The sequence below is a fragment of the Allobosea sp. FG18 genome (assembly GCF_057809495.1).
Genome location: NZ_JBMDKB010000014.1, coordinates 140,905 through 162,366, shown reverse-complemented (window position 1 = coordinate 162,366; position 21,462 = coordinate 140,905). Strand labels below are relative to the sequence as shown.

The window sequence follows — 21,462 nt, the reverse complement described above, 5'->3', positions numbered from 1 at the left end:
AGGATGAGGGCTGAGACAAATGCCGCGCTTGGAGAGCGCGAGCGGAAAACCGCCGCCTCAATTGCCGAGGAGCGGCTCCAGGATCTTGTCGAATTCGGCGATCGTGAGCGCACCTGACCGCTTCTGCCCGTTGATGAAAAAGGTCGGCGTCGAATCCACGCCAGCCTTGGCCCCGCCATCCTTCACCACCGTGACGGCGTCATAGATATCCTGGCGCTTCAAGCAGGCTTCGAAGGATTCCTGTGTGAAACCGGCCTGCTTGACCAGCGACGAGAGGGCATCGACCGGCTTGTCGGTGAAAGCCCAGTTGCGCTGCTGCGCGAACAGCAGATCGGTCATCGGGACATATTTGTCGTTGCCGTTGCAGCGGGCGAGCATGAAGCCGGCCGTCGCCAGCGGGTCGAGCGGGAACTCGCGCAGGGTGAAGCGCACCTTGCCGGTGTCGATGTACTTCTTCTTGAGCTCCGGCCAGGTGGCGGCATGGAAGGTCGCGCAATGCGAGCAGGTCAGCGAGGCATATTCGACGATGGTGACCTTGGCATCGGCCGTGCCGAGCCAGACGTCGCCCAGCGGGCCGGCATCGGGCAGCTTGGTCTGGGCCCGCGCGGCGGTGCCGCCGGCGAGCGCGGCAGCGGCGATGCCGGCTGCGCCGGTCAGGAGCTGTCGCCTGTTCGTCATCGTGAGATATCCTCGGAAAGGTCGAAATCGGTTGGAGCTATAGAGGCCATCGCGATTGTGGCAAGAGCGCATCGTGCCGCGTACCGCTCCGCTCACGAAGCCGTGTCGTCGCCTTGCGTTTTCGTGCGTAGCGCCACCGCCCGGCCGAGCCGGGCCAAGGCCTCGCGCAGTCCTTCATCCGCGACGCCGGCGACCTGAGCCTCGACGCGCGCCACGGTTTCTCCATCCAGCTTCGGTACCGGCTTCGCCACGACCGGCGCCGCGACCGGTCCCTGCTTGAGCACGAGCTTGCCGACAGCCCGCCAGCCGAGATGGGTGTTCACGCGCTCGACCAGCAGCGGTCCGAGATGCTGCATCTCCAGCGCGAAGGCGCTCTCGACCCGCACCACCATCGTCGCCGGCTCGGAGGCCTCGCCCGGCGCCGGCCGCCGCCGCGGCCAGTCGATCTTGAGCGGTCGCGAACGCGCCGCCAGCCGCTCGCCGACGATCTCCGGCCAGAGCGAGACGATGGCGCGCCCCGCGAAACCCTGCGCGGCGAGCGCGGGCGCGATGCAGTCGTCGATCAGCTCTGCGAGTGGTTTGGCGGACATGGCTGCATTGTGGGCGCGGCGCTTGTGGGCTGCAAGCGGTTGCCTAGGAATGGGCTGCGCAATCGCCACCGATCGGTGGCGCAGCGCGGTGAGGCGAATTCTGTCGTGAAGACGTTCCACCATACCGAAATGGCCGTCGAACGCGAACGATCCATCAGGATCGCGCCGCCGCGATAGGCCACCCGTAGCAAGACAGAAAGAAGATGATGTCGCTTTTTGCACGTGCCGGCCTGCTAGTGGCCCTTGCATTGACCATGCCGACCGCCGTTGCCGCTCAGGGCACGCGGGCTTTCGACGCCCCCGACGGCTCCTATACGTTCAGCTATCCCCAGAGTTTCACGCTGGATCACGAATTCGCCGATGGAACCGGCGATGTGACGGGTGTGACCGCATCCTCGTCTACGAATGGCGATGTCATCGTGACCTTCCTCGGCCCGCGTGACGCGGGCGATATCAAGGAGGCGAGCGAGGCAACGCGGCCGCAGATCACCGACGAATTCACCAAGGCGATCGCGCGTCTGCCCTCGACCACGCTCAGATCCTCGACCATGACCACGATGCTCGGTGGGCCCGCCGTCGACATGGTCTTCCAGAACGTTCGCATGCCCTTCAGCAAGGAGCGTCCGCAGCTCAAGCGCTATGTCTTCACGATCGTGAACGGCAAGGCCTATAATTTCGAATGCATCTACCGGGCGGACAAGGCCGAGCAATTCGCGCTGGCCTGCGATCTCGCCGTCTCGACGGTCCGTTTGCAGGATGCTGCCGCGAAGGCGAAGCCTGCGGGCGCCAAGGATGATGTCGGGGCCGCTCCTCCCACCGCCGGAGCCTGCACCAAGGAGGAACTCAACAGGCGTTCCATGCAGGTGATGGAGATCACCTCCAACATGATGATGAAGGATCAGTCGCCGGCGACGATCGAGCGCCTCAGGAAGGCTCATGAGGCGATAAGGGCGGTCGACGAGCGTGCCGGGCAGGCGCCTTCCGCGCGGGATTGCGGGGATATCGACGCGATTATCGCAACGCTGAAGTAGCAGCTCGCGAGGTGGGCGCCCAACCCTTCCACAGCATCGACCTCTCGCGTCAAACCCGCTGCATCGACATTCCTGTTCCCCTGCCTCGCGCCGCCGACCTTCTCGCCTGGTACGACCGACATCGCCGGGCGCCGCCATGGCGCGCGAATGCGGGCGAGCGGCCCGGTCCCTATCGGGTCTGGGCCTGGGCCGCCGGCTCGCAAGAGCTTCCCCGCGAGGGCGAACCGCATCTCAGAAGCGCGTGGTTAGATTGACCAGCCAGGCCGGCGAGCGACTGACCAGTTCGGCTTCGATCGCCTTGTCGTAGCCGCTGACGATCAAGAGGCCGACGACGATCAGCACGATCCCCAACAGAATCTTCACCGTCTTGCCACCCTGGAGCATCTGCTGCCGCCAGCGCAACATTGCCTGGCGCGACATCAGGCCAAGAGCCATCAGGGGAATAGCCGCGCCGAAGCCGAACGCCGCCATGATCCCGGCGACCTGACCGAGGTTTTCGCCTTGCGCGGCCAGCACGGACGCGGCTCCCAGCGTCGGGCCGACGCAAGGCGCCCATACGGCTCCAAGGAGCAGCCCGACACCGAATTGCCCGGAGATCCCCTGCGTGGAGAAGCCGGACAGATTACGCTCGGCCCAGTCGCTGACCGGGCCGCCGGCTGCGGCGAGGCGGACCTGAAGCGGCGGAATGGCGAGAACGCCGCCGACCGCGATCATCAGGATGGCTGCAGCGGTCCGGAAGACATCGGCATCGAGACCGAGCCCATAGCCGATCGTCGCGACAAACAGACCGACCGCGACGAATGACAGCGCCACGCCGGCAGCAAGCGCCAGGGGCCCGAAACGATGCTCGGTCGCCGCGCTGCCCAGCACGATCGGCAGGAGCGGCAACACGCATGGGGACAGGATCGAAAGAAGGCCGGCCAGGAAGGCAAGACCCAGGCTGCCGAGAACCATTGGACGTCTCTAGAGCGCTTTGACGAGCAGGGTTTCGATCGTCTTTCCGTTCGTGTCGCCGACCGAACGTCCGGCTTCGCGGGAGCCCTTGAAGACGATCAGCGTGCTTTGCATGCGCGCTCCGAACTGTTTGACGACATCCTTCTGGCCGTCGAAATCGACGCGAAACACGACGAGATCCTTGAACCGCGGATTCTTGCGCAGATCGGAGATGATCGGGGCCTGTGCGCGGCAGGTCGGGCACCAATCGGCATGAATCTCGACGAGGATCGGCTTTCCGGCCTTCTGCGCCTCGCCGAAGGCTCCGGGCGTGTAGGGAATGTTCTCGGCGGCGTGGCTGGGAACAGATGAGACGAGGCCGGCGAAAGCCGCGACGGCGAGGAGATGACGGCGCGAGAGCATGAGCGGTTCCTGTCCTTGTGCTCGTGGGGTACTGCTGTGATTTCGCGACGAAGTGCTCCGAGGTTACGCTGGCGCGAAGCTGTTCACGGCGACGTGAACACAGCGCGTCTCGCCTTGGCCGTCGTGCTTCGTTGAAAGGCGAGGGCGTTGCCGATCCGCGGTGGTCGCGGTTCGCGATGAACAGGTGTGGATCCCGTCCTTGAAGGCTGTAGTTTGAACCTGATGAGCCTGGAAGCCGCCCCTCCCGCCTGCGCCGCCGCCCTTCTCGCCTGGTACGACCGCCATCGCCGGGCGCTGCCATGGCGCGCGAATGCGGGCGAGCGGCCCGATCCCTACCGGGTCTGGGCCTCCGAGATCATGCTGCAGCAGACCACGGTCACGGCGGTGAAGCCCTATTACGAGCGCTTCATGGCCCGCTTCCCGACCGTGAAGGCGCTCGCAGAGGCGCCGTCCGAGGAGGTCATGCAGGCCTGGGCCGGGCTCGGCTACTATTCCCGCGCCCGCAACCTCCATGCCTGCGCCAAGGCGGTGGTGGAGAACCATCGCAGCCGCTTCCCCGATACGGAGGAGGGGCTACGCGACCTGCCGGGCATCGGCGCCTATACGGCCGGCGCCGTCGCGGCGATCGCCTTCGACCGGCCGGCCGCAGCCGTGGACGGCAATGTCGAGCGCGTCATGACCCGGCTCTTCGCGATCGCGGACGAATTGCCCGGTGCTCGTCCTTTGATTCGCGAGCGCGTGCTGGCGCTGCTGCCGCACGGCCGGCCGGGCGACTTCGCCCAGGCGCTGATGGATCTCGGCGCCACCATCTGCACGCCGCGCAATCCCGCCTGCAGCCTCTGCCCCTGGCGCGAGCCGTGCCGGGCGCGCATCGCCGGAACGCAGGAGAGTTTTCCCCGCAAGGCGAAGAAGAAGGCCGGCGTCACGCGCTATGGCGCGGCCTTCGTGCTGATCCGGCAGGATGGCGCGATCCTGCTGCGCACGCGGCCGGCCAAGGGCCTGCTCGGGGGCATGGCCGAGGTGCCGACCAGCGAATGGCGCGCCGATTACGAACTCGACGGTGCCGCGCAGGACGCGCCCTTGCCCTTGAGCTGGACGCAGGCGGCAGAGCCGGTCCGCCATGTCTTCACGCATTTCCCGTTGGAACTGACCGTGTTCACCGGCAGCGTTCCGGCTCGCACGCCAGCACCGGCCGGCATGCGCTTCACGCCGTTGGCGAACCTGGCCGGCGAGCCGTTGCCGAGCCTGATGCTGAAGGTGGTCGAGCGCGCCGGGCTCTACAGCTCGAAGACGCGATAGGTCATCGTCGGCAGTTCGACGGACCATTTGAAATAGCCCTTCGAATAGATCTTGCCACGGTTCGGCGGCCAGGGATCATGGATGCGCAGCGTCGTGCCGGTGCCGTCCGGATTGCCGTCGCCGCGCATGCCGACGATCACGATCATATGGCCGGGGCTGCCGCGGCCGGCGGTGTACTCGTCGACGCGCCAGAGCATGTCGAACATCAGCGGCCCACGCGAAACGGCCTGCCTGAGCTGCTCCACCGACCAGGATTGCGGCGCGTTGCAGCGCAGCCCGTGGATGCGGCCATAACGCTGGCCAGTCACGATCGCCTGGTCGCTTTCTGAGGAGTTCAAGAGCCCGCCATCGGAGGCGATCATATCCGGCGGCGTCTTGGCGATTATGATCGGCACGGTCGATTTCTTCATCATCGCCGTCGAAGTCGCCCAACAGGTCGTGTTGGTCGGCTGCGCGATGAAGGGGACGTTGTGCAGGATCGGCGCGAAGGCCTCGGTATCGTAGAGGCAGGCCTGGGTCGCAGGCCCCGCCTGGCCATCCTCGACCAGCCAGTTCTTGCGCTGGAAGGCGACGACCGCGTTATGTGTGAAGGTGCCGAACTGGCCGTCGGGCACGAGCTTGGGCACCGGCTTGAGCTTGGCGTTCAGCGCTTCCTGGAGCGCCTTGACCTCGGGTCCACGGGAGCCGTTCTTGAGGATCGTCGCCATGTCGCCGCCCCACTATGTCATGCGGGCGAACATGCGCTCGCGGGCGGCGGGCGTGCATCCTCTGAACGAATGACGGGAGGGCCGGGCGCTGGCGCCCGCCGGTTCAGGCAGCCGCCATCTGCGCCCTGATCTCGCCGCGCAGGGCATCGAGGACGGTCAATCCGCCATCGCGCTCGACGTGCCAGAAGGTCCAGCCGTTGCAGGCCGGCAGGCCCTGGGCCAGCGCGCCGACCTTGTGGATCGAGCCGACCGCCGGGCCGAGCAGCAGCGTGCCGTCGGCCCGCACCGTGGCCTTGTAGCGGCGCTTCTCGTCGTGGACGGTCTCGCCCGCCTTCACCAGCCCGGCTTCGACCAGGCTGAGGAACGGCACGCGCGGCTCGCTCCGCTTGGAGGGGGCGGTCGAAAACGCTTCCGGCGCCAGCGGCGTCACCGCGGCGATGCGCTCGCGCGCCGCCTTGGCATAGACCGGATCGCGCTCGAGCCCGATGAAATGGCGGCCGAGTGCCTTGGCGACGGCGCCGGTCGTGCCCGTGCCGAAGAACGGGTCGAGGATGACGTCGCCGGGATTCGAGGCCGAGAGCAGCACGCGGGCGAGCAGCGCCTCCGGCTTCTGCGTCGGATGGACCTTCGCGCCGTTGTCGTCCTTCAGGCGTTCGTCGCCGGTGCAGAGGGGCAGATACCAGTCCGAGCGCATCTGCAGGTCGTCATTGCCGCCCTTCAGCGCTTCATAGTGGAAGGTGTATTTCGAGCTTTCGCCACGCGCAGCCCAGATCAGCGTCTCATGCGCGTTGGTGAAGCGCCGGCCGCGGAAATTCGGCATCGGATTGGCCTTGCGCCAGACGATGTCGTTCAGCATCCAGAAGCCGAGATCCTGCAGCGTCGCGCCGACGCGGAAGATGTTGTGGTAGCTGCCGATGACCCACAGCGCTCCGTCCGGCTTCAGGATGCGGCGCGCGGCCGACAGCCAGTCGCGGGTGAAGCGGTCGTAGTCGGAGAAGGAGGCGAACTTGTCCCAGTCGTCGTCGACGGCATCGACGAGGCTGTCGTCGGGCCGGCGCAGATCGCCGCCAAGCTGGAGATTATAGGGAGGATCGGCGAAGATCAGGTCGACGCTTGCCGGCGGCAGCGCGTTCATCGCCGCGACGCAGTCGCCGACGAGGATCTGATCGAGCGGCAGCTCCCGAGGGATGCCGATTTGTTCGGGAAGGCTCTTGGCCTTCATCCGAGCCCCCAGTGCAGGCCGTCCGGTACGCGAAACCTGAATCCGGACGGGAGCACTGGCGGTCCCGGTACGCAGAATACCCATGACGCCAAGACCGTTACGCAACTTCAACGAGGGCGATATTGGTCAGACAGGGTAAAGGTCGGGTTTCTGCTTTGAAAAAAATGCGTGTCATTCTGGGGCTGCAATTTTTGCCTAGCCCATTGTGAATCAAGCGAAATTCGTAAACGGCGGTTAACGTCTGGGGCTGCCGTTGCGGCAGCTCGGGCGGGGGGCTCGATGGGGCCCGGGAGCGGTGTTTCCCGTCATGGTCGGGCTTGTCCCGATCATCCACGCCTTCCTTCGACGGGGCGGTGCTCAAGACGTGGATGCTCGCCACGAGGGCGAGCATGACGGAGTGAAATACGGTCGAGTTCACAGGAGGCAGGCCGGGGCTCCCTGCCCATCGAGAACCGAGGCGCGAGGATGCGCGTCTTTACCGGAACCAGACGCCCTTCACCGGCGCGAAGGAATAGCGGTGCTCGGGGCAGGGGCCGTGCGCGGCAATCGCCTTGCGATGCGCAGGCGTGCCGTAGCCGACATGGCTGGAGAAGTCATAGGCGGGGTAGCGCTGGGACAGCCGCGCCATCATCCGATCACGCGTCACCTTGGCGATGATGGACGCCGCCGCGATCGAGGCGATCTGCCCGTCGCCCTGGATGATCGCCTCGCAGGAGCAGGCGAATTGTGGTGGGTCGTTGCCGTCGACCAGGATATGCAATGGCGTCAGCGGCAGCGCCGCCACGGCCCGGCGCATCGCGAGCAGCGTCGCCTGGCGGATGTTGATGGCGTCGATCTCGACCGCCGTGACGCTGGCGACGGCGACGGCCAGAGCCCGTTCCATGATTTCGCCGAACAGCTCTTCGCGGATCGCGGCTGGAAGCTTCTTCGAATCGTCGAGTCCATCTGGCACTCGAGCCGGGTCGAGGATCACCGCAGCGGCAACCACGGGGCCCGCAAGCGGCCCGCGCCCGACCTCGTCGATGCCGGCGAGCGGCCATAGGCCTTGGGCGATGGCGGAGGTCTCGCGGCTGAAATCGGCGGGCATGGCGGGGTTATGCAGCAGGTTAAGTCGCCGGGCCAGAGCGGTAAAAGCGTGCTCCACCGCTGAGAGCCGCGAAACCAACCTTCAAAACAGGCTCAGCTGTGCCTTCTCCTTCTCCGGCTTCACGAAAAGATCCGTCCGCAACCGGAGGCGCGTCGTGTTGAAGCCGATGCGCTCGGCAGCCATCTCGAAGCGCCGCCCGATCATCCAGGCATAGGGGCCGGAGCCGACCATGCGCTGGCCCCATTGCGAATCGTAATCCTTGCCGCCGCGCGTCGAGCGGATCAGCGACATCACATGCCTGAGCTTGTCGGGATGGTGCGTCAGCAGCCATTCCTGCACGATGTCGCGGACTTCGAGCGGCAGCCGGAGCAGGACGTAGCCGGCAGCCTCCGCGCCCGCTGCCTTCGCCGCGTCGAGGATGCGCTCGATCTCGTGCTCGTTGATCGCCGGGATGATCGGCGCGACCAGCACCGTGACGGGTATGCCGGCCTCGGAGAGCTTGCGGATCGTCTCCAGCCGCTTGGCGGGCGAGGCGGCGCGCGGCTCCATGCCGCGTGCGGTCTTGGGATCGAGCGTGGTCACCGAGAGGGCGACCTTGACCAGCCCCTTCTCCGCCATTGGCGCGAGAATATCGATGTCGCGCTGCACCAGCGCCGATTTCGTGACGATGCCGACCGGGTGGTTGAACTTCGCCAGCACCTCCAGGATCTGCCGCATGATCCTGAGCTTCTTCTCGATCGGCTGGTAGGCGTCGGTATTGGTACCGATCGCGATCGTGCGCGGTTGGTAGGATGGCGAGGAGAGTTCCTTCTCCAGCAGCGCCGCCGCATCGGGCTTGGCCGTCAGCTTGCTCTCGAAATCGAGCCCCGGCGACAGGCCGAGATAGGCATGGGTCGGCCGGGCGAAGCAGTAGACGCAGCCATGCTCGCAGCCGCGATAGGGATTGATCGAGCGGTCGAAGGAGATATCGGGCGAGTCGTTGCGCGTGATGATGGTGCGCGCCTTCTCATAGGCGATCTCGGTCGAGAACGGCGGCAGCTCCTCCAGCGAGCCCCAGCCGTCGTCGTCGGCGACGCGTTGCTCGGCCTCGAATCGGCCGCCCGGATTGATCGTGGCGCCGCGCCCGCGCCGCCTGTCGGGATCGATGCGGTGACCGGCATAGGCCATCGGGTCGGCCGGTGCGACCATGGGCGCCGAGACGCTCGGCTCCCTGTCGGCCCGCCGCAGGGGCTGGGCCGCCGGGAAGGGCCGGGAAGTGGGGCTGGCCTGTGGCATGGTTTTCGAACCGGGTCGCGCACCGGGAATCGGTGCCTTTTGGTCTCATGTAGAGTGAACATATAGGGAACAAAAGGCAAGCGGCGGGATTGTGGCATGCTGCGTTGCGGCATAGGGTTTTGCTCATGCTCACAGCCGTGATCCGCAGCGATGGTTCCCAGCAGGCGCTTGCCGCGACGCTTGCGGTGCTGATTCCGGCGGTCGCCGAGGGCTTTCTCGGCCATGCGGTCATCGTCGACACGACGGGCTCGCCCGAGATCGAGCGGGCGGCCGACGCGACTGGTGCCCGCTATCTGCGTGCCGACAAGAACAGCGCCTGGCGCAATGGCGCCGCCGGGGCCCGCGGCGATCGCCTCGTTCTGTTCGAGGCCGGCGATGTGCCGCAGGCCCATTGGGTCCAGGCGGTGGAGCGCCATTTGCTGCTCGCAGCGGGGAAGCCGGCCCTGATTCCGTCGCGCGGGGTTGCCGCATCGCTGCGCGAGCGGGTCGCCTTCTCTATGGGAGGGCGCGCGCTCGGGGCAGGGCTGGTCATGCCAAAGGCGATGGCGCTGGTCGGCCGTCTAGACCGGGCTCCGGTGCGACTGCCGGTCCAGCGGGAGCGGGCGGGCTAGGCCGTTTCGGCAAGCTGCGATGTCCTGGATTCGTTATGCTTGGAATGCATGGCTGGGCGCATTTTTCTCGGAAACTTGTGCGATTCAGCATAAGTTCGTATGTAGACGATTGCCAAAGCACCTCCCTCAGACCCTCGAAAGGAGAGACCCATGCTTGAACGGCACGATCCCTGTTCTGCGTTCGAAGCCGAGCGCGACGAGGACAAGCGCGAGGAACAGCAGGAGGACGAGGATACGTTCTCGCCTCGCGTGCATCAGGAAGGATTCTGGAGCTGAAGGCTCCATGAAAACGAAGCGGAGGGCTGGATTTCAGCCCTCCGCGCCGAATGTTGGAAGTCGCGGGCCCGGTTCGGGCCCGTTCTGTTTTCCGGGTCTTGCCGGAATGGCCGCCCGGGACAGCGGGTGTCGCGTCAGACCGGGTTCCGGAACGTATCGCAGCGCTGCATCGAGCCCGACTGGAAGCCGACATTGAACCAGCGCGTGCGCTGCGCCGAGGAGCCGTGCGTGAAGGAATCGGGCACGACCACGCCCCGCGACGCCTGCTGCAGCTTGTCGTCGCCGATCGCCGCAGCCGAGCGCAGCGCTTCCTCGATATCGCCCTGGTCGAGCCGGCCCATGGCCTGGATGTTGTGGGCCCAGACACCGGCGAAGCAGTCGGCCTGCAACTCGATCCGGACCGAGATCGCGTTCGCGTCGCGCTCGGAGGAGCGCTCGCGGAGCTGATTGGCCTTGGGCAGGATGCCGAGCAGGTTCTGGATGTGGTGGCCGACCTCGTGGCCGACGACATAGGCATAGGCGAAGTCGCCGCCGCCGCCGAGCTTGCGCTGCATCTCCTGGAAGAAGGAGGTGTCGAGATAGACCTTCTTGTCGACCGGGCAATAGAACGGCCCCATCGCCGATTGCGCGGTGCCGCAGCCCGAGCGATCGACGCCGGAGAACAGCACGAGCCGGGGGGGCTGATAGCGGGTATTGGCCTGCTGCGGCAGGATCTTCGACCAGACATCCTCGTTCTGCGCCAGAACGGCCGAGACGAAGCGGCCCATCTCGTCCTGTGGCGGGCCGGAGGACCGGCGCGTCTCCTGCGTCTGCGGGCGTCCGCCGATGCCGCCGATCAGTTCGGCGCCGCCGATGAGCAGGCGCGGGTCGATGCCGAGAGCCCAGCCGAGCAGGCCGAGCACCACCATCGTGCCGATGCCGACGCCGCCGCGTCCGCCGGGCATGCCGGCGAAGCCGCCGCCACCACCGCTGCCGCGCCGGTCCTCGAGATTGTCGGACTGGCGGTAATCTTCCCACTGCATGAAGGCATCCCTGGCGAAGCTCCCCCGCAATCTCGCCGGGAGATGCGGGGAACTCAAGTCGTCTTTGCAGGCTGCTCCTGAACGCCCGGTGACTGCGGAGGTTCCGCTCAGTGGTAGCCGCTGTCGATCCTGACCTTGCCGCGGAAGGTCCAGTACACGAAGGCGGTATAGAACAGGATCATCGGCAGCAGGAAGGCGACGCCGATCAGCACGAAGATATGGGAGGACGGCGCGGCCGCCGCATCCCAGATCGTCACCGAGGGCGGCACGAGATAGGGGAAGTTCGAGATCGACAGCCCGAGGAAGCAGAGCAGGAAGATCGCGATGGTGAAGGCGAAGGGCGTGAATTCATGCGCGCCGTGGAGCCGCTTCCAGGCCATGTAGCCGCAGAACGCCGTCAGCACCGGGAAGGGCCAGAGCAGGGCGAGATTGCCCGGCGTGAACCAGCGCTCGGCGATGCGCGGATGCGCGAGGGGCGTCCACAGCGAAACCAGCGCGGCGAAGCCCATCAGCGCCAGCAGCAACGTCCTGGCCTGCCGGCGTGCCCGCTCCGCGACCGGGCCTTCGGTCTTGAAGATCAGCCAGGTCGCGCCGAGCAGGGCATAGCCCACCACAACGCCGAGGCCGCACATCACGGTGAAGGGCGTCAGCCAGTCGAACGGGCCGCCGGCGAACTGGCCGTTCGCGACCGTGACGCCCTGGATCAGCCCGCCGAGGATCAGCCCCTGCGAGAAGGCGGCGACTGTGGAGCCGAGCCAGAAGGCGAGGTCCCAGCGGTGGTGATGCGGCTTGGCGACCCAGCGGAACTCGAAGGCGACGCCGCGGAAGATCAGCGCCAGCAGCATCAGGATGACCGGGATGTAGAAGGCGGGCATGATGATGGCATAGGCCTGCGGGAAGGCGACCCAGAGCCCGCCGCCGCCCAGCACCAGCCAGGTTTCGTTGCCGTCCCAGAACGGCGCGACCGAATTCATCATCTGGTCGCGCTCGCCCTCGTCCTTCGTCGTCGGGAAGAGGATGGCGATGCCGAGGTCGAAACCGTCGAGCACGACGTAGAGCATCACGGCGGTGCCGATCAGCCCGGCCCAGATCACGGGGAGATACCATTCCATGGATTGTCTCCTCAGATCGCGGGCTGGATCTTGTCGTCGCCGGGCTTGCCGTCGCCGAAGATCGCGGCGGCCTCCCCCTGCGCCGCCTTGAGCGGACGCTGCGACGGCTGCTCCGGCGCATCCTCGCCGGATATCTCGTCCGGCCCCTTGTCGATCAGGCGGTTGATCAGCAGGGTCCCGGCTGTGAAGACGACGGAATAGACGCAGACGAACAGGGCGAGCGAGATTGCGACCTGGAGCGTCGTGACCGGCGAGACGGCGTCGGCTGAGCGGATGATGCCCGTCGCCAGCCAGGGCTGGCGTCCGACCTCGGTCACGAACCATCCGGAGAGGATGGCGATGAAGCCGGCCGGCCAGGTGTATTGCGCGATCCAGAGCCAGCGCCGCGATTCGAAGACGGTGCCCTTGCGCCAGAGCCAGGCGCCGACCCAGCCGAACAGGATCATCAGCACGCCGATCCCGACCATCGCCCGGAAGGCGAAGAAGGGGATGAGCACGGGCGGGCGATCCTCGACCTTGAAATCCTTCAGGCTTGGGAAAAGCGCGTTCATGCTGCCATGGGTGACGAGGCTGGCGACGCCGGGGATCGAGATCTCGAACCGGTTGAGCTCGGCCTTCTCGTCGGGCCAGGCGAAGAGCACGAGCGCGCCGGGCTTCGACGAATCCCAGTGCGCCTCGATCGCGGCGAGCTTAGCCGGCTGGTAGGTCGCGGTGTCGCGGCCATGGAAATCGCCGATCACGGCCTGGAGCGGCGCGGTCAGGGCGATCATCAGGATCGCCATCCGCACCATCGTCTTGGCCGATTCGGTGCGGTGCCCGGCGAGCAGGTGTCGCGCCCCGGTCGCGAGCACGACGAAGGCGGTCGTCAGATAGGCGGCCGTCATCATATGGGCGAAGCGTAAGGGGAAAGTCGGATTGAAGACGATCTTCATCCAGTCGACGGGATAGGCGATGCCGTCGCGCACTTCATGGCCGGCCGGATACTGCATCCAGCTATTGGCCGAGAGGATCCAGAAGCCCGAGAGCGCCGTGCCGCCCGCGACGATGACGGCGGAAAAGAAATGCAGCCAGGGCGGTACGCGCTTCCAGCCGAACAGCATCACGCCGAGGAAGGAGGCCTCGAGGAAGAAGGCCGAGAGCACCTCGTAGCCGATCAATGGTCCGATGACGTTGCCGACCGCCGTCGAGAACCGGCTCCAGTTGGTGCCGAACTGGTAGGACAGCACGATGCCGGAGACCACGCCCATGGCGAAGGAGACTGCGAAGATCTTGGTCCAGAAGCGCGCGAGCAGATGGAATTTCGCATCGCCCGTCTTCAGCCACAGCCCGAGCAGCGTCGCGATATAGGCCGAAAGCCCGATCGTGAAGGCGGGAAAGACGATGTGGAAGGAAACCGTGAAGGCGAACTGGATGCGTGAGAGCAGGAATGCATCGATGACCATCGCAGAACTCCGTCGGCCGCACTGCCAAGGCGCTGGGTTCCGCCCAAAGGGGCGCTTCTGGATGTGATCTAATGCAAGTCTGCCTTGTGCTGCGCCTGCGCGCAACGTCGCTGCGTCAATTCTTCCCGTCGAGCGCGGCCTTGAGCGCACGCAGGTCGCGCCAGGCGAGGCGCTTGTCGAGCGGCCGGCGCAGCAGATAGGCTGGGTGCAGGGTCGCGATCGCCCGGATGCGCCGCGCGCCGGTGTCGTATTCCACCCATTTGCCGCGCGAGCGCAGGATGCCGGTGAAGCCGAGCAGGCCTTGCGCCGAGGGGCCGCCAACGCAGACCAGGATGTCGGGATCGGCGAGTTCGATCTGGCGCTGGATGAAGGGCAGGCAGATCGCGACCTCCTGCGGCGTCGGCGTGCGGTTGCCGGGCGGACGCCATGGCAGCAGGTTGGCGATATAGACGTCTTCCTTCCGGCTCAGCCCGATGGCGGCGAGCATCCGGTCGAGCAATTGCCCGGAGCGCCCGACGAAGGGCAGGCCGATTCGGTCCTCGTCGGCGCCCGGCGCCTCGCCGACCATCATCACCCGGCCTTCGGGATTGCCATCGGCGAAGACGAGGTTCTTTGCGGTGGCCTTCAGCGCGCAGCCCTCGAAACCGGCCAATGCCGTCTTCAACTCGTCGAGCGTGCGCGCTTCGCGTGCTAGTGCTTTGGCGCTGACCGCCGCATCGTCCGGTGCCGTCGCTGCAGCCGCCATCGGCCGTGCCGGCGCAGCCGGGCGGCCGGGCAGGGCGCGCAGGCGCGGCTGTCCATTGCCCCCAGCGGGAACCGGATCGGCGAAATGGTTGCGCGGCGTCTCGTCGAGCGCCTCGGTCACGCCCATCTCGGCGTACCAGCTCAGCAACTCATAGGGATCGGGCGCGTCGGGGCCGACTGCATCGGACAGGCTCATTGGCGCATCCTATACCGTGCAAGGCTGCTTCGCGAGCCGACGCAGTTGCAAAATGGAACGCGCGCTTGGATAGAGGGGTTCCAGACTGGACGAAAGCCGGCATTGAACGACCCGGCAAAATAGTTCATATATAAACTATCATGCGGCGTGGTCGCTGAGGCGGAGGGCAGGATGGATCTCAAGGAAGCGCAGAGCGAACCGCGCGAGAGCATGGACTATGACGTCGTCATCGTCGGTGCGGGCCCCGCGGGCCTGGCCGCCGCGATCCGGCTGAAGCAGCTCGACGAGAACATTTCCGTCGTCGTGGTCGAGAAGGGCGCCGAGGTCGGCGCCCATATCCTCTCCGGCGCGGTCATCGATCCGATCGGCCTCGACCGTTTGTTGCCGGATTGGCGCGAGGACCCCGATCGCCCCCTGACCACCGAGGTCAAGGAGGACATCTTCTATTTCCTGACGCAGCCGAACGGCATCCGCCTGCCGAATTTCGGCATGCCCTCGCTGATGAACAATCACGGCAATTTCGTCGGTTCGCTCGGGCTGGTCGCGAAGTTCCTGGGCGCGCGGGCCGAGGCGCTCGGCGTCGAGATTTATCCGGGCTTCGCCGCCGCCGAACTCCTCTTCAACGAGGACGGCTCCGTCGCCGGCATCGCCACCGGCGACATGGGTATCGCCAAGGACGGCACGGTCTCGGATCGCTTCACCCGCGGCATGGAGCTGCGTGGTCGCTATACGCTCCTGGGCGAGGGCGCGCGCGGTTCGCTCTCCAAGATCGCCATCAGGAAGTTTGCCCTCGATGAGGGTCGCGAGCCCCAGAAATACGGCATCGGCCTGAAGGAACTTTGGCAGGTCAAGCCGGAGAAGTTCCACAAGGGCCGCGTCCAGCACTCCTTCGGCTGGCCGCTCGACAACAGCACGGGTGGCGGCTCCTTCCTCTACCATTTCGACGATAACCTGGTCTCGGTCGGCTTCGTCGTGCACCTGAACTACCAGAACCCGACGCTCTCGCCCTTCGACGAGTTCCAGCGCTTCAAGACGCATCCGCTGATCCGCGACACCTTCGAGGGCGCCAAGCGCATCGCCTACGGCTCGCGCGCGATCACCGAGGGCGGCTGGCAGTCCGTGCCGAAGCTGACCTTCCCAGGCGGCGCGCTGATCGGCTGCGCGGCGGGCTTCGTCAACGTGCCCCGCATCAAGGGCAGCCACAACGCCATCCTGTCGGGCATGCTGGCAGCGGAGAAGCTGGTGTCGGCGCTGCAGGCGGGCCGAAAGCATGATGAGGTCGTCGAGATCGAGGCGAGCTGGCGCGGCAGCGCTATCGGTAAGGACCTGAAGCGCGTCCGCAACGTCAAGCCGCTCTGGTCCAAGTTCGGCACCTTCCTCGGCATCGGGCTCGGTGGCATCGATATGTGGCTGAACCAGCTTTTCGGCTGGTCGCCCTTCGGCACGCTCAAGCACGGCAAGCCGGATTTCGCGACGCTGAAGCCGCTCTCCGAAGTCCCGCCGATCACTTATCCTAAGCCGGACGGCAAGATCTCCTTCGACAAGCTCTCCTCGGTCTTCCTGTCCTCGACCAATCACGAGGAAGACCAGCCGGCGCACCTGAAGCTGACCGACCCGTCGGTCCCGATCTCGCAGAACCTGCCGCTCTATGGGGAGCCGGCGCGGCTCTACTGCCCGGCGGGCGTCTACGAGGTCGTTTATGAGAACGCCGAGACGAAGAGCAATCCGCGCTTCGTGATCAACGCGCAGAACTGCGTCCACTGCAAGACCTGCGACATCAAGGACCCCGCCCAGAACATCACCTGGACGGTGCCGGAAGGCGGCGGCGGGCCCGGCTACGCGAATATGTGATCCTGCTCGGCTTGCCTCCGGTGCGGTCGACGGTCTGGTCGTTCTGAGTGGACGCTGCTCTTGTCATTCCGGGGCTTCGCGGAGCGAAGAACCCGGAACCCACGACTGGGTGAGCCGCCAACAAACGCGAATCGAGTGTCTCACCCGGTCGTGGGTTCCGGGTTCGCACCTACAGTGCGCCCCGGAATGACAATCGGCGTGCATGCCCATCCGCTGAAACAAAAAGGGCGCGCCGGGAGGCGCGCCCTTTGTCGTCAGGCCTGGGGCCGATCAGCCCTTGCGGACGATCGGGGCGGCCGGCTTGGTCTCGGTCTTGGCGCAGCCGGCGACGAAGCCGCCGAGGAGCGCGACGGCGGCAACGCTCAGAATGATCTTCTTCATTGGAACAGTCCCAGTGGAATCGCTGCAATATCTGCAGACAAGGGCGAATATGGCCTGATATCCCTGCGCAATGGTGGCTGTTTTTCGGTGTCGACCCTTCCGTCATGCGGATTTCGGCGAGTGTTGCGCGGTTGCTACGAAACCGGCGCATTGAGTAGCTGGCCGGCTTGCCCGCCCGCCCGGAAACCGCCATCTTGGCGGCCTACGCGAAGTGATCACGGTCCGCTGGAAAAGTGCGCCCCGAGATGGTGAATCCGCGGACCGAGGGAGAATGGCAGTCGTGACATTTTTGAAGAAGGTGCGTGCCTCCGGCACGGCTGCTGCGCTGTCGCTGTTGATGTTCCTGCCAGCCGTGGCCGTCGCCCAGGGCGCGACGCAACCGCGTGCGGCCGACACGCTTGAGCCGGGCGACAGCCTGGAAGGCAATTACCTCGCGGCCATCGTCGCCGGCGCCTCGCGCGATCTCGGCGCGGCTTCCGTCTATCTGCGCGAGGCGATCAAGGAAGACCCGCAGAACAACGACCTGACCGAGCGCGCCTTCGTCGCCTTCCTGGCCGACGGCGCCATGCCGGACGCCTTCCGGGCCGCCGACAAGCTGATCCAGCAGGACCCGAGCAACGGCCTCGCTCAGCTCGTCATCGGCATCCGCTCGATCAAGCAGAAGAGCTACCAGACCGCGCGCAACCACCTCCAGCGCGGGGGCAGGGGCCGCGCGGCCGATATCACCGCGACGCTGCTCTCGGCATGGTCCTATCTCGGCTCGGGCAATTCCCGCCGCGCGATCGAGACGCTGGAGCGTCTCAAGGGCGAGCCGTCCTACAACCTCTTCCGCGATTATCACGCCGGGTTGATCCTCGATGCCGCCGGCCGCAAGGCCGATGCGGAGAAGCGGCTGAAATCGGCCTACGATGCCGAGAAGACCACGCTCCGGCTGGTCGACCTCTGGGCGCGCTTCCAGGCCCGCAGTGGCGATTTCAACGGCGCGGCCGAAACCTATGCCGCTTTCGACCGCCTGTTGCCGAATCACCCCGTCATCCGCGAGGGCATGGCGCTCGTCGGCAAGAAGGATGCGCCGTCGCGCCAGATTTCGACCCCGCAGCAGGGCGCCGCCGAGGTGCTCTACGGCCTCGCCAGCGCCGGCAACCGCCAGGGCGACGAGGCGGCCGCTCTGCTCTACTTGCGCATGGCGATCTATCTCGACCCCGGCCACGACCTCGCCATCCTGACGCTCGGCGACATCCTGGAGCGCGCCCGCCAGCCGGAGGACGCCGTCGCCGTCTACGACAAGATGCCGGCGACCTCGCCGTTGCGTCCGAATGCAGAGATCCAGGCCGGTCTGGCGCTGGAGAATCTCGGCAAGCCCGAAGAGGCCGTGAAGCATCTCGACAAGGTGATCGCGGAGCGCCCGGACGATGTCGACGCGCTCTCCGCGCTCGGCAACATCTATCGCTCGCGCAAGCAGTTCGCTGAGGCCTCAACGGCCTATGACAGGGCTATCGCAAAGCTTGCTTCGCCCGGCCGTGCCAACTGGGACCTGTTCTATTTCCGTGGCATCGCTCGCGAGCGCACCAACCGCTGGCCCGAGGCCGAGGCCGACCTGCGCAAGGCGCTGGAACTCCTGCCCGATCCGCTCGGCCGCGAGCGCGCGCTGGTGCTGAACTATCTCGGCTATTCGCTGGTCGACAAGCACCTCAAGCTCGACGAGGCGCTCGACATGCTGCGCCGCGCCGTCGAACTGCGCCCGCGCGACGGCTACATCATCGATTCGCTCGGCTGGGCCTATTACCGCCTCGGCCGCTACGAGGATGCCTCGCGCGAGATCGAGCGCGCCTCGGAGCTGCGCCCCTCCGATCCGGTGATCAACGACCATCTCGGCGACGTCTATTGGCGCACCGGCCGCCAGCTCGAGGCGAAGTTCCAGTGGAACCATGCCCGCGATCTCAAGCCCGAGCCCGAGGACCTAGAGAAGATCCTGCGCAAGATCGATCGCGGTCTTGAGGAGCCTTCGGCCAATGCGACCGAAGCCCCGAAGAAGGATGGCGGCTGACGCTGTCGAGTCGCCGGCCTGACGCCGTGGCCCTGCCGCTGACGACGCGCGCCCGCGCCAAGGTCAATCTCGACCTGCGCGTGCTCGGCCGGCGCGCCGACGGTTATCACGAGCTCGAAAGCCTCGTTGCTTTCGCCAGTGTGGGCGATACGCTGTCGCTCGATCCCGGCGCGCCGCTCTCCCTCACGCTCGCCGGGCCCCGCGCCGAAGGGCTGTCCGTCGATGACGGCAATCTCGTTCTGCGTGCCGCCCGCGCTCTAGCTGCCGCGCGCCCCGGCCTACGCCTCGGGCGTTTCCATCTCGTCAAGCGCCTGCCGGTCGCCTCCGGGATCGGCGGCGGCTCGGCCGATGCGGCTGCGGCGCTGCGCCTGCTCGCGCGCCTGAACGGTATCGCCCCGGCCGATCCGCTCCTGGCGGAGGTCGCTGCGGGCGTCGGCGCCGACGTGCCGGTCTGCCTCGATTCGCGGGCGCGGCTGATGGCGGGGATCGGCGAGAAGCTTGGCCCGGTGCTCAGGTTGCCGCCGCTCTTCGCCGTGTTGGCCAATCCGGGCGTCGGTGTCGAGACGGTTCCGGTGTTCCGCGCGCTCGGGCTCAAGGCCGGCGAGACGTTGGCCGACGCGCGCGCGACGGAGCTTGTGGCGCCTGCATCGGCTGCGGAGCTGACGGGATATCTTGCATCGACGACGAACGATCTCGCCGCGCCGGCGCAGCGCGTCGCGCCGGTGATCGACGAGGTTCTGGAGCGTCTCGTGGCGCTGCCGGGTTGCCGGCTGGCGCGGATGTCGGGTTCCGGCGCGACCTGTTACGCGCTGTTCGACGATTGCACGGCCAGCGCTGCCGCGGCGAAGGCGCTGCAGCGCGAGCGCCCGGACTGGTGGATCAAGCCGACGCTGCTGGGGTGATCAGGGTTTGTCGCCCGCTTCAGCGCGGCGAATCGAAGGCTTGTGGCAGCAGGCCTCGCATCACGAGCAGGCCGATGGCGGCGACCGTGATGGCGTCCCGGATCTGGCCGCTCGCGATCATGGCCATGACTTCGCAGGCCGGAAAGCGGCGGCAGATCAGGCCCTGTTCCTCATGGTCGAGATCGCGGGCCTGTTGGGTGAGCTGCCGGGCCAGGAAGATATGGCACCCCTGGTTCGAATAGCCGTAGCCTTCGAAGAGATAGCCGAGCTTGACCATGTCAGCCGCTTGAAGGCCGGTTTCCTCGCGCAGCTCGCCCTGGGCCACTGTCAGAGGATCGGCTTCCGGGTTCGACTCCCACGAGCCCTGCGGCACTTCCCAGAAGCGCCCTCCGACAGGGTAGCGATATTGCTCGACGAGATGGATGCTGCCATCCGGCTCGACGGGAACGATCGCCGCGAAATCGGTCTTCTCGACGACACCGTAGATGCCATGCGAGCCGTCTTGCCGCCGGATGGCGTCCTCGCGCACGCTCATCCAGCGGTTCTGGTAGACGATCCGCGACGATAAGGTCTCGATTTCAGGCTCGTCACCTGATGCCATGCCGGCCCGCTCAGTGCGCCCGCGCGACGCAGAAATCGACGGCGGCGTTGAGCGCCTGTTTCATCGGCGAGGCCGGGAACAGGCCGAGAGCATCCTTGGCCATCCGGGCATAGTGCTCGGCGCGGGCGATCGTGTCGTCGAGCGCCTTGTGCCGGCGCATGATCGTCCGTGCCTCTTCCAGGTCGCCATCGCGAATCTCGCCGTCCTGCAGCGTGCGCTTCCAGAACGCACGCTCGACCTCGTCGCCGCGGCGGAAGGAGAGCACGACCGGCAGGGTGATCTTGCCCTCGCGAAAATCGTCGCCGGTATTCTTGCCGAGCTTGGCCGCGACGCCGCCATAGTCGAGCGCGTCGTCGATGAGCTGGAAGGCGATGCCGAGATTGAGGCCGTAGCTGCGGCAGGCGGCGGCATCGGCCTTGGAGGAGCCGGCGATCACCGGCCCGACCTCGCAGGCGGCGGCGAAGAGCTCGGCCGTCTTGCCGCGGATCACCGAGAGATATTCGTCCTCGGTCGTCTCCGTGTTCTTGGCGACCGAGAGCTGCAGCACCTCGCCTTCGGCGATCACCGAGGCGGCCGTCGACAGAATGTCGAGCGCGCGCAGCGAGCCGACCTCGACCATCATCTTGAAGGCCTGGCCGAGCAGGAAGTCGCCGACCAGCACGCTCGCCTCGTTGCCCCAGAGCATGCGGGCGGCGAGCTTGCCGCGGCGCATGTCGCTCTCGTCGACGACGTCGTCATGCAGCAGCGTCGCGGTGTGCATGAACTCGACGGAGGCCGCGAGCTTGACGTGGCCGTCGCCGGCATAGCCGCAGAGATCGGCCATGGCGAGTGTCAGCATCGGCCGCAAACGCTTGCCGCCCGAGGAGATCAGGTGGTTGGCGACCTCCGGGATCATCGTCACGTCGGAGCCGGTGCGCGACAGGATCATCGCGTTGACGCGTTCCATGTCCGTGCGCGTCAGCGCGACCAGCGGCTCGATGCTCGCCTGATTCGATTCCCGTTCCTCGAGGGAGACGACGACGCCCACTGAAA

At 66.5% G+C, this 21,462-nt stretch carries 21 protein-coding genes; 7 read left to right on the top strand and 14 right to left on the bottom strand.

Annotated elements, in window-relative coordinates:
* Nucleotides 1-57 precede the first annotated feature (57 nt).
* Nucleotides 58-678 (bottom strand): DsbA family protein, encoded by a 621-nt coding sequence (locus ACODTJ_RS16800; protein ID WP_454657886.1) that lies wholly within the window; start codon nucleotides 676-678, stop codon nucleotides 58-60.
* Nucleotides 679-770: 92 nt separating this feature from the next.
* Nucleotides 771-1,268, bottom strand: a complete 498-nt coding sequence (locus tag ACODTJ_RS16795; RefSeq protein ID WP_454657885.1) for a DUF721 domain-containing protein — start codon at nucleotides 1,266-1,268, stop codon at nucleotides 771-773.
* Nucleotides 1,269-1,474: 206 nt separating this feature from the next.
* Between ACODTJ_RS16795 and ACODTJ_RS16790 the strand changes: the two genes are divergently transcribed.
* Entirely contained in the window at nucleotides 1,475-2,299 is an 825-nt protein-coding gene (locus tag ACODTJ_RS16790; RefSeq protein WP_454657884.1) for a hypothetical protein, read from the top strand.
* Nucleotides 2,300-2,530: 231 nt separating this feature from the next.
* Here ACODTJ_RS16790 and ACODTJ_RS16785 read toward each other — a convergent pair whose 3' ends face one another.
* Together ACODTJ_RS16785 and ACODTJ_RS16780 are read right to left on the bottom strand one after the other, a co-directional pair.
* Nucleotides 2,531-3,253, bottom strand: coding sequence for a cytochrome c biogenesis CcdA family protein (locus tag ACODTJ_RS16785; protein WP_454657883.1), 723 nt, complete (start codon nucleotides 3,251-3,253; stop codon nucleotides 2,531-2,533).
* Nucleotides 3,254-3,262: 9 nt separating this feature from the next.
* Complete coding sequence (locus ACODTJ_RS16780; protein WP_454657882.1) at nucleotides 3,263-3,655, bottom strand: thioredoxin family protein; 393 nt, start codon at nucleotides 3,653-3,655, stop codon at nucleotides 3,263-3,265.
* Nucleotides 3,656-3,877: 222 nt separating this feature from the next.
* Here ACODTJ_RS16780 and mutY point away from each other — a divergent pair, with 222 nt between their 5' ends.
* Complete coding sequence (mutY, locus tag ACODTJ_RS16775; protein WP_454657881.1) at nucleotides 3,878-4,954, top strand: A/G-specific adenine glycosylase; 1,077 nt, start codon at nucleotides 3,878-3,880, stop codon at nucleotides 4,952-4,954.
* On the opposite strand, the gene ACODTJ_RS16770 is transcribed toward mutY, so the two are convergent.
* The 4 genes from ACODTJ_RS16770 to ACODTJ_RS16755 form a co-directional block, all read right to left on the bottom strand.
* A complete protein-coding gene (locus tag ACODTJ_RS16770) occupies nucleotides 4,933-5,661 on the bottom strand; it encodes a peptidoglycan-binding protein (RefSeq protein ID WP_454657880.1) in 729 nt (242 codons plus the stop codon). The two genes, mutY and ACODTJ_RS16770, sit on opposite strands and share 22 nt — an antisense overlap.
* A gap of 103 nt (nucleotides 5,662-5,764) precedes the next feature.
* Complete coding sequence (locus tag ACODTJ_RS16765) at nucleotides 5,765-6,967, bottom strand: site-specific DNA-methyltransferase (protein WP_454657879.1); 1,203 nt, start codon at nucleotides 6,965-6,967, stop codon at nucleotides 5,765-5,767.
* Nucleotides 6,968-7,358: 391 nt separating this feature from the next.
* Nucleotides 7,359-7,970 carry a ribonuclease HII gene (rnhB, locus tag ACODTJ_RS16760; protein WP_454657878.1) on the bottom strand — a complete coding sequence of 204 codons (612 nt, stop codon included), beginning with the start codon at nucleotides 7,968-7,970 and terminating at the stop codon, nucleotides 7,359-7,361.
* A gap of 81 nt (nucleotides 7,971-8,051) precedes the next feature.
* Entirely contained in the window at nucleotides 8,052-9,158 is a 1,107-nt protein-coding gene (locus tag ACODTJ_RS16755) for a PA0069 family radical SAM protein (protein ID WP_454659030.1), read from the bottom strand.
* 212 nt (nucleotides 9,159-9,370) lie between these two features.
* Between ACODTJ_RS16755 and ACODTJ_RS16750 the strand changes: the two genes are divergently transcribed.
* Nucleotides 9,371-9,856: a hypothetical protein gene (locus ACODTJ_RS16750; protein ID WP_454657877.1), complete on the top strand. Its 486-nt coding sequence runs from the start codon at nucleotides 9,371-9,373 to the stop codon at nucleotides 9,854-9,856.
* 150 nt (nucleotides 9,857-10,006) lie between these two features.
* On the top strand, nucleotides 10,007-10,132 hold the full coding sequence (locus tag ACODTJ_RS16745) for a hypothetical protein (RefSeq protein WP_454657876.1): 126 nt from the start codon (nucleotides 10,007-10,009) through the stop codon (nucleotides 10,130-10,132).
* A 134-nt stretch (nucleotides 10,133-10,266) separates the two neighbouring features.
* Here ACODTJ_RS16745 and ypfJ read toward each other — a convergent pair whose 3' ends face one another.
* From ypfJ to ACODTJ_RS16725, 4 genes are all read right to left on the bottom strand, one after another.
* Nucleotides 10,267-11,154, bottom strand: a complete 888-nt coding sequence (gene ypfJ, locus ACODTJ_RS16740; RefSeq protein ID WP_454657875.1) for a KPN_02809 family neutral zinc metallopeptidase — start codon at nucleotides 11,152-11,154, stop codon at nucleotides 10,267-10,269.
* Between the two features lie 107 nt (nucleotides 11,155-11,261).
* Nucleotides 11,262-12,266, bottom strand: coding sequence for a cytochrome d ubiquinol oxidase subunit II (gene cydB, locus ACODTJ_RS16735; protein ID WP_454657874.1), 1,005 nt, complete (start codon nucleotides 12,264-12,266; stop codon nucleotides 11,262-11,264).
* An 11-nt stretch (nucleotides 12,267-12,277) separates the two neighbouring features.
* Nucleotides 12,278-13,708: a cytochrome ubiquinol oxidase subunit I gene (locus tag ACODTJ_RS16730; RefSeq protein WP_454657873.1), complete on the bottom strand. Its 1,431-nt coding sequence runs from the start codon at nucleotides 13,706-13,708 to the stop codon at nucleotides 12,278-12,280.
* Between the two features lie 115 nt (nucleotides 13,709-13,823).
* Nucleotides 13,824-14,648 carry a uracil-DNA glycosylase gene (locus ACODTJ_RS16725; RefSeq protein WP_454657872.1) on the bottom strand — a complete coding sequence of 275 codons (825 nt, stop codon included), beginning with the start codon at nucleotides 14,646-14,648 and terminating at the stop codon, nucleotides 13,824-13,826.
* Between the two features lie 171 nt (nucleotides 14,649-14,819).
* Between ACODTJ_RS16725 and ACODTJ_RS16720 the strand changes: the two genes are divergently transcribed.
* The 3 genes from ACODTJ_RS16720 (at nucleotide 14,820) to ACODTJ_RS16710 (ending at nucleotide 19,829) form a co-directional block, all read left to right on the top strand.
* A complete protein-coding gene (locus ACODTJ_RS16720) occupies nucleotides 14,820-16,499 on the top strand; it encodes an electron transfer flavoprotein-ubiquinone oxidoreductase (protein ID WP_454657871.1) in 1,680 nt (559 codons plus the stop codon).
* A gap of 661 nt (nucleotides 16,500-17,160) precedes the next feature.
* A complete protein-coding gene (locus ACODTJ_RS16715) occupies nucleotides 17,161-18,927 on the top strand; it encodes a tetratricopeptide repeat protein (protein ID WP_454657870.1) in 1,767 nt (588 codons plus the stop codon).
* Nucleotides 18,928-18,959: 32 nt separating this feature from the next.
* Nucleotides 18,960-19,829, top strand: a complete 870-nt coding sequence (locus tag ACODTJ_RS16710) for a 4-(cytidine 5'-diphospho)-2-C-methyl-D-erythritol kinase (RefSeq protein ID WP_454659029.1) — start codon at nucleotides 18,960-18,962, stop codon at nucleotides 19,827-19,829.
* Between the two features lie 19 nt (nucleotides 19,830-19,848).
* On the opposite strand, the gene ACODTJ_RS16705 is transcribed toward ACODTJ_RS16710, so the two are convergent.
* Together ACODTJ_RS16705 and ACODTJ_RS16700 are read right to left on the bottom strand one after the other, a co-directional pair.
* Nucleotides 19,849-20,430, bottom strand: coding sequence for an NUDIX domain-containing protein (locus ACODTJ_RS16705; protein ID WP_454657869.1), 582 nt, complete (start codon nucleotides 20,428-20,430; stop codon nucleotides 19,849-19,851).
* Nucleotides 20,431-20,440: 10 nt separating this feature from the next.
* Nucleotides 20,441-21,376 (bottom strand): polyprenyl synthetase family protein, encoded by a 936-nt coding sequence (locus ACODTJ_RS16700; protein WP_454659028.1) that lies wholly within the window; start codon nucleotides 21,374-21,376, stop codon nucleotides 20,441-20,443.
* Between the last annotated feature and the right edge of the window lie 86 nt (nucleotides 21,377-21,462).

Bases quoted from the DNA above. Each gene is read 5' to 3' on its own strand.
- ACODTJ_RS16800 (WP_454657886.1), bottom strand. From the start codon at position 678: ATGACGAACAGGCGACAGCTCCTGACCGGCGCAGCCGGCATCGCCGCT.
- ACODTJ_RS16795 (WP_454657885.1), bottom strand. From the start codon at position 1,268: ATGTCCGCCAAACCACTCGCAGAGCTGATCGACGACTGCATCGCGCCC.
- ACODTJ_RS16790 (WP_454657884.1), top strand. From the start codon at position 1,475: ATGTCGCTTTTTGCACGTGCCGGCCTGCTAGTGGCCCTTGCATTGACC.
- ACODTJ_RS16785 (WP_454657883.1), bottom strand. From the start codon at position 3,253: ATGGTTCTCGGCAGCCTGGGTCTTGCCTTCCTGGCCGGCCTTCTTTCG.
- ACODTJ_RS16780 (WP_454657882.1), bottom strand. From the start codon at position 3,655: ATGCTCTCGCGCCGTCATCTCCTCGCCGTCGCGGCTTTCGCCGGCCTC.
- mutY (WP_454657881.1), top strand. From the start codon at position 3,878: ATGAGCCTGGAAGCCGCCCCTCCCGCCTGCGCCGCCGCCCTTCTCGCC.
- ACODTJ_RS16770 (WP_454657880.1), bottom strand. From the start codon at position 5,661: ATGGCGACGATCCTCAAGAACGGCTCCCGTGGACCCGAGGTCAAGGCG.
- ACODTJ_RS16765 (WP_454657879.1), bottom strand. From the start codon at position 6,967: ATGGGTATTCTGCGTACCGGGACCGCCAGTGCTCCCGTCCGGATTCAG.
- rnhB (WP_454657878.1), bottom strand. From the start codon at position 7,970: ATGCCCGCCGATTTCAGCCGCGAGACCTCCGCCATCGCCCAAGGCCTA.
- ACODTJ_RS16755 (WP_454659030.1), bottom strand. From the start codon at position 9,158: ATGGTCGCACCGGCCGACCCGATGGCCTATGCCGGTCACCGCATCGAT.
- ACODTJ_RS16750 (WP_454657877.1), top strand. From the start codon at position 9,371: ATGCTCACAGCCGTGATCCGCAGCGATGGTTCCCAGCAGGCGCTTGCC.
- ACODTJ_RS16745 (WP_454657876.1), top strand. From the start codon at position 10,007: ATGCTTGAACGGCACGATCCCTGTTCTGCGTTCGAAGCCGAGCGCGAC.
- ypfJ (WP_454657875.1), bottom strand. From the start codon at position 11,154: ATGCAGTGGGAAGATTACCGCCAGTCCGACAATCTCGAGGACCGGCGC.
- cydB (WP_454657874.1), bottom strand. From the start codon at position 12,266: ATGGAATGGTATCTCCCCGTGATCTGGGCCGGGCTGATCGGCACCGCC.
- ACODTJ_RS16730 (WP_454657873.1), bottom strand. From the start codon at position 13,708: ATGGTCATCGATGCATTCCTGCTCTCACGCATCCAGTTCGCCTTCACG.
- ACODTJ_RS16725 (WP_454657872.1), bottom strand. From the start codon at position 14,648: ATGAGCCTGTCCGATGCAGTCGGCCCCGACGCGCCCGATCCCTATGAG.
- ACODTJ_RS16720 (WP_454657871.1), top strand. From the start codon at position 14,820: ATGGATCTCAAGGAAGCGCAGAGCGAACCGCGCGAGAGCATGGACTAT.
- ACODTJ_RS16705 (WP_454657869.1), bottom strand. From the start codon at position 20,430: ATGGCATCAGGTGACGAGCCTGAAATCGAGACCTTATCGTCGCGGATC.
- ACODTJ_RS16700 (WP_454659028.1), bottom strand. From the start codon at position 21,376: ATGGAACGCGTCAACGCGATGATCCTGTCGCGCACCGGCTCCGACGTG.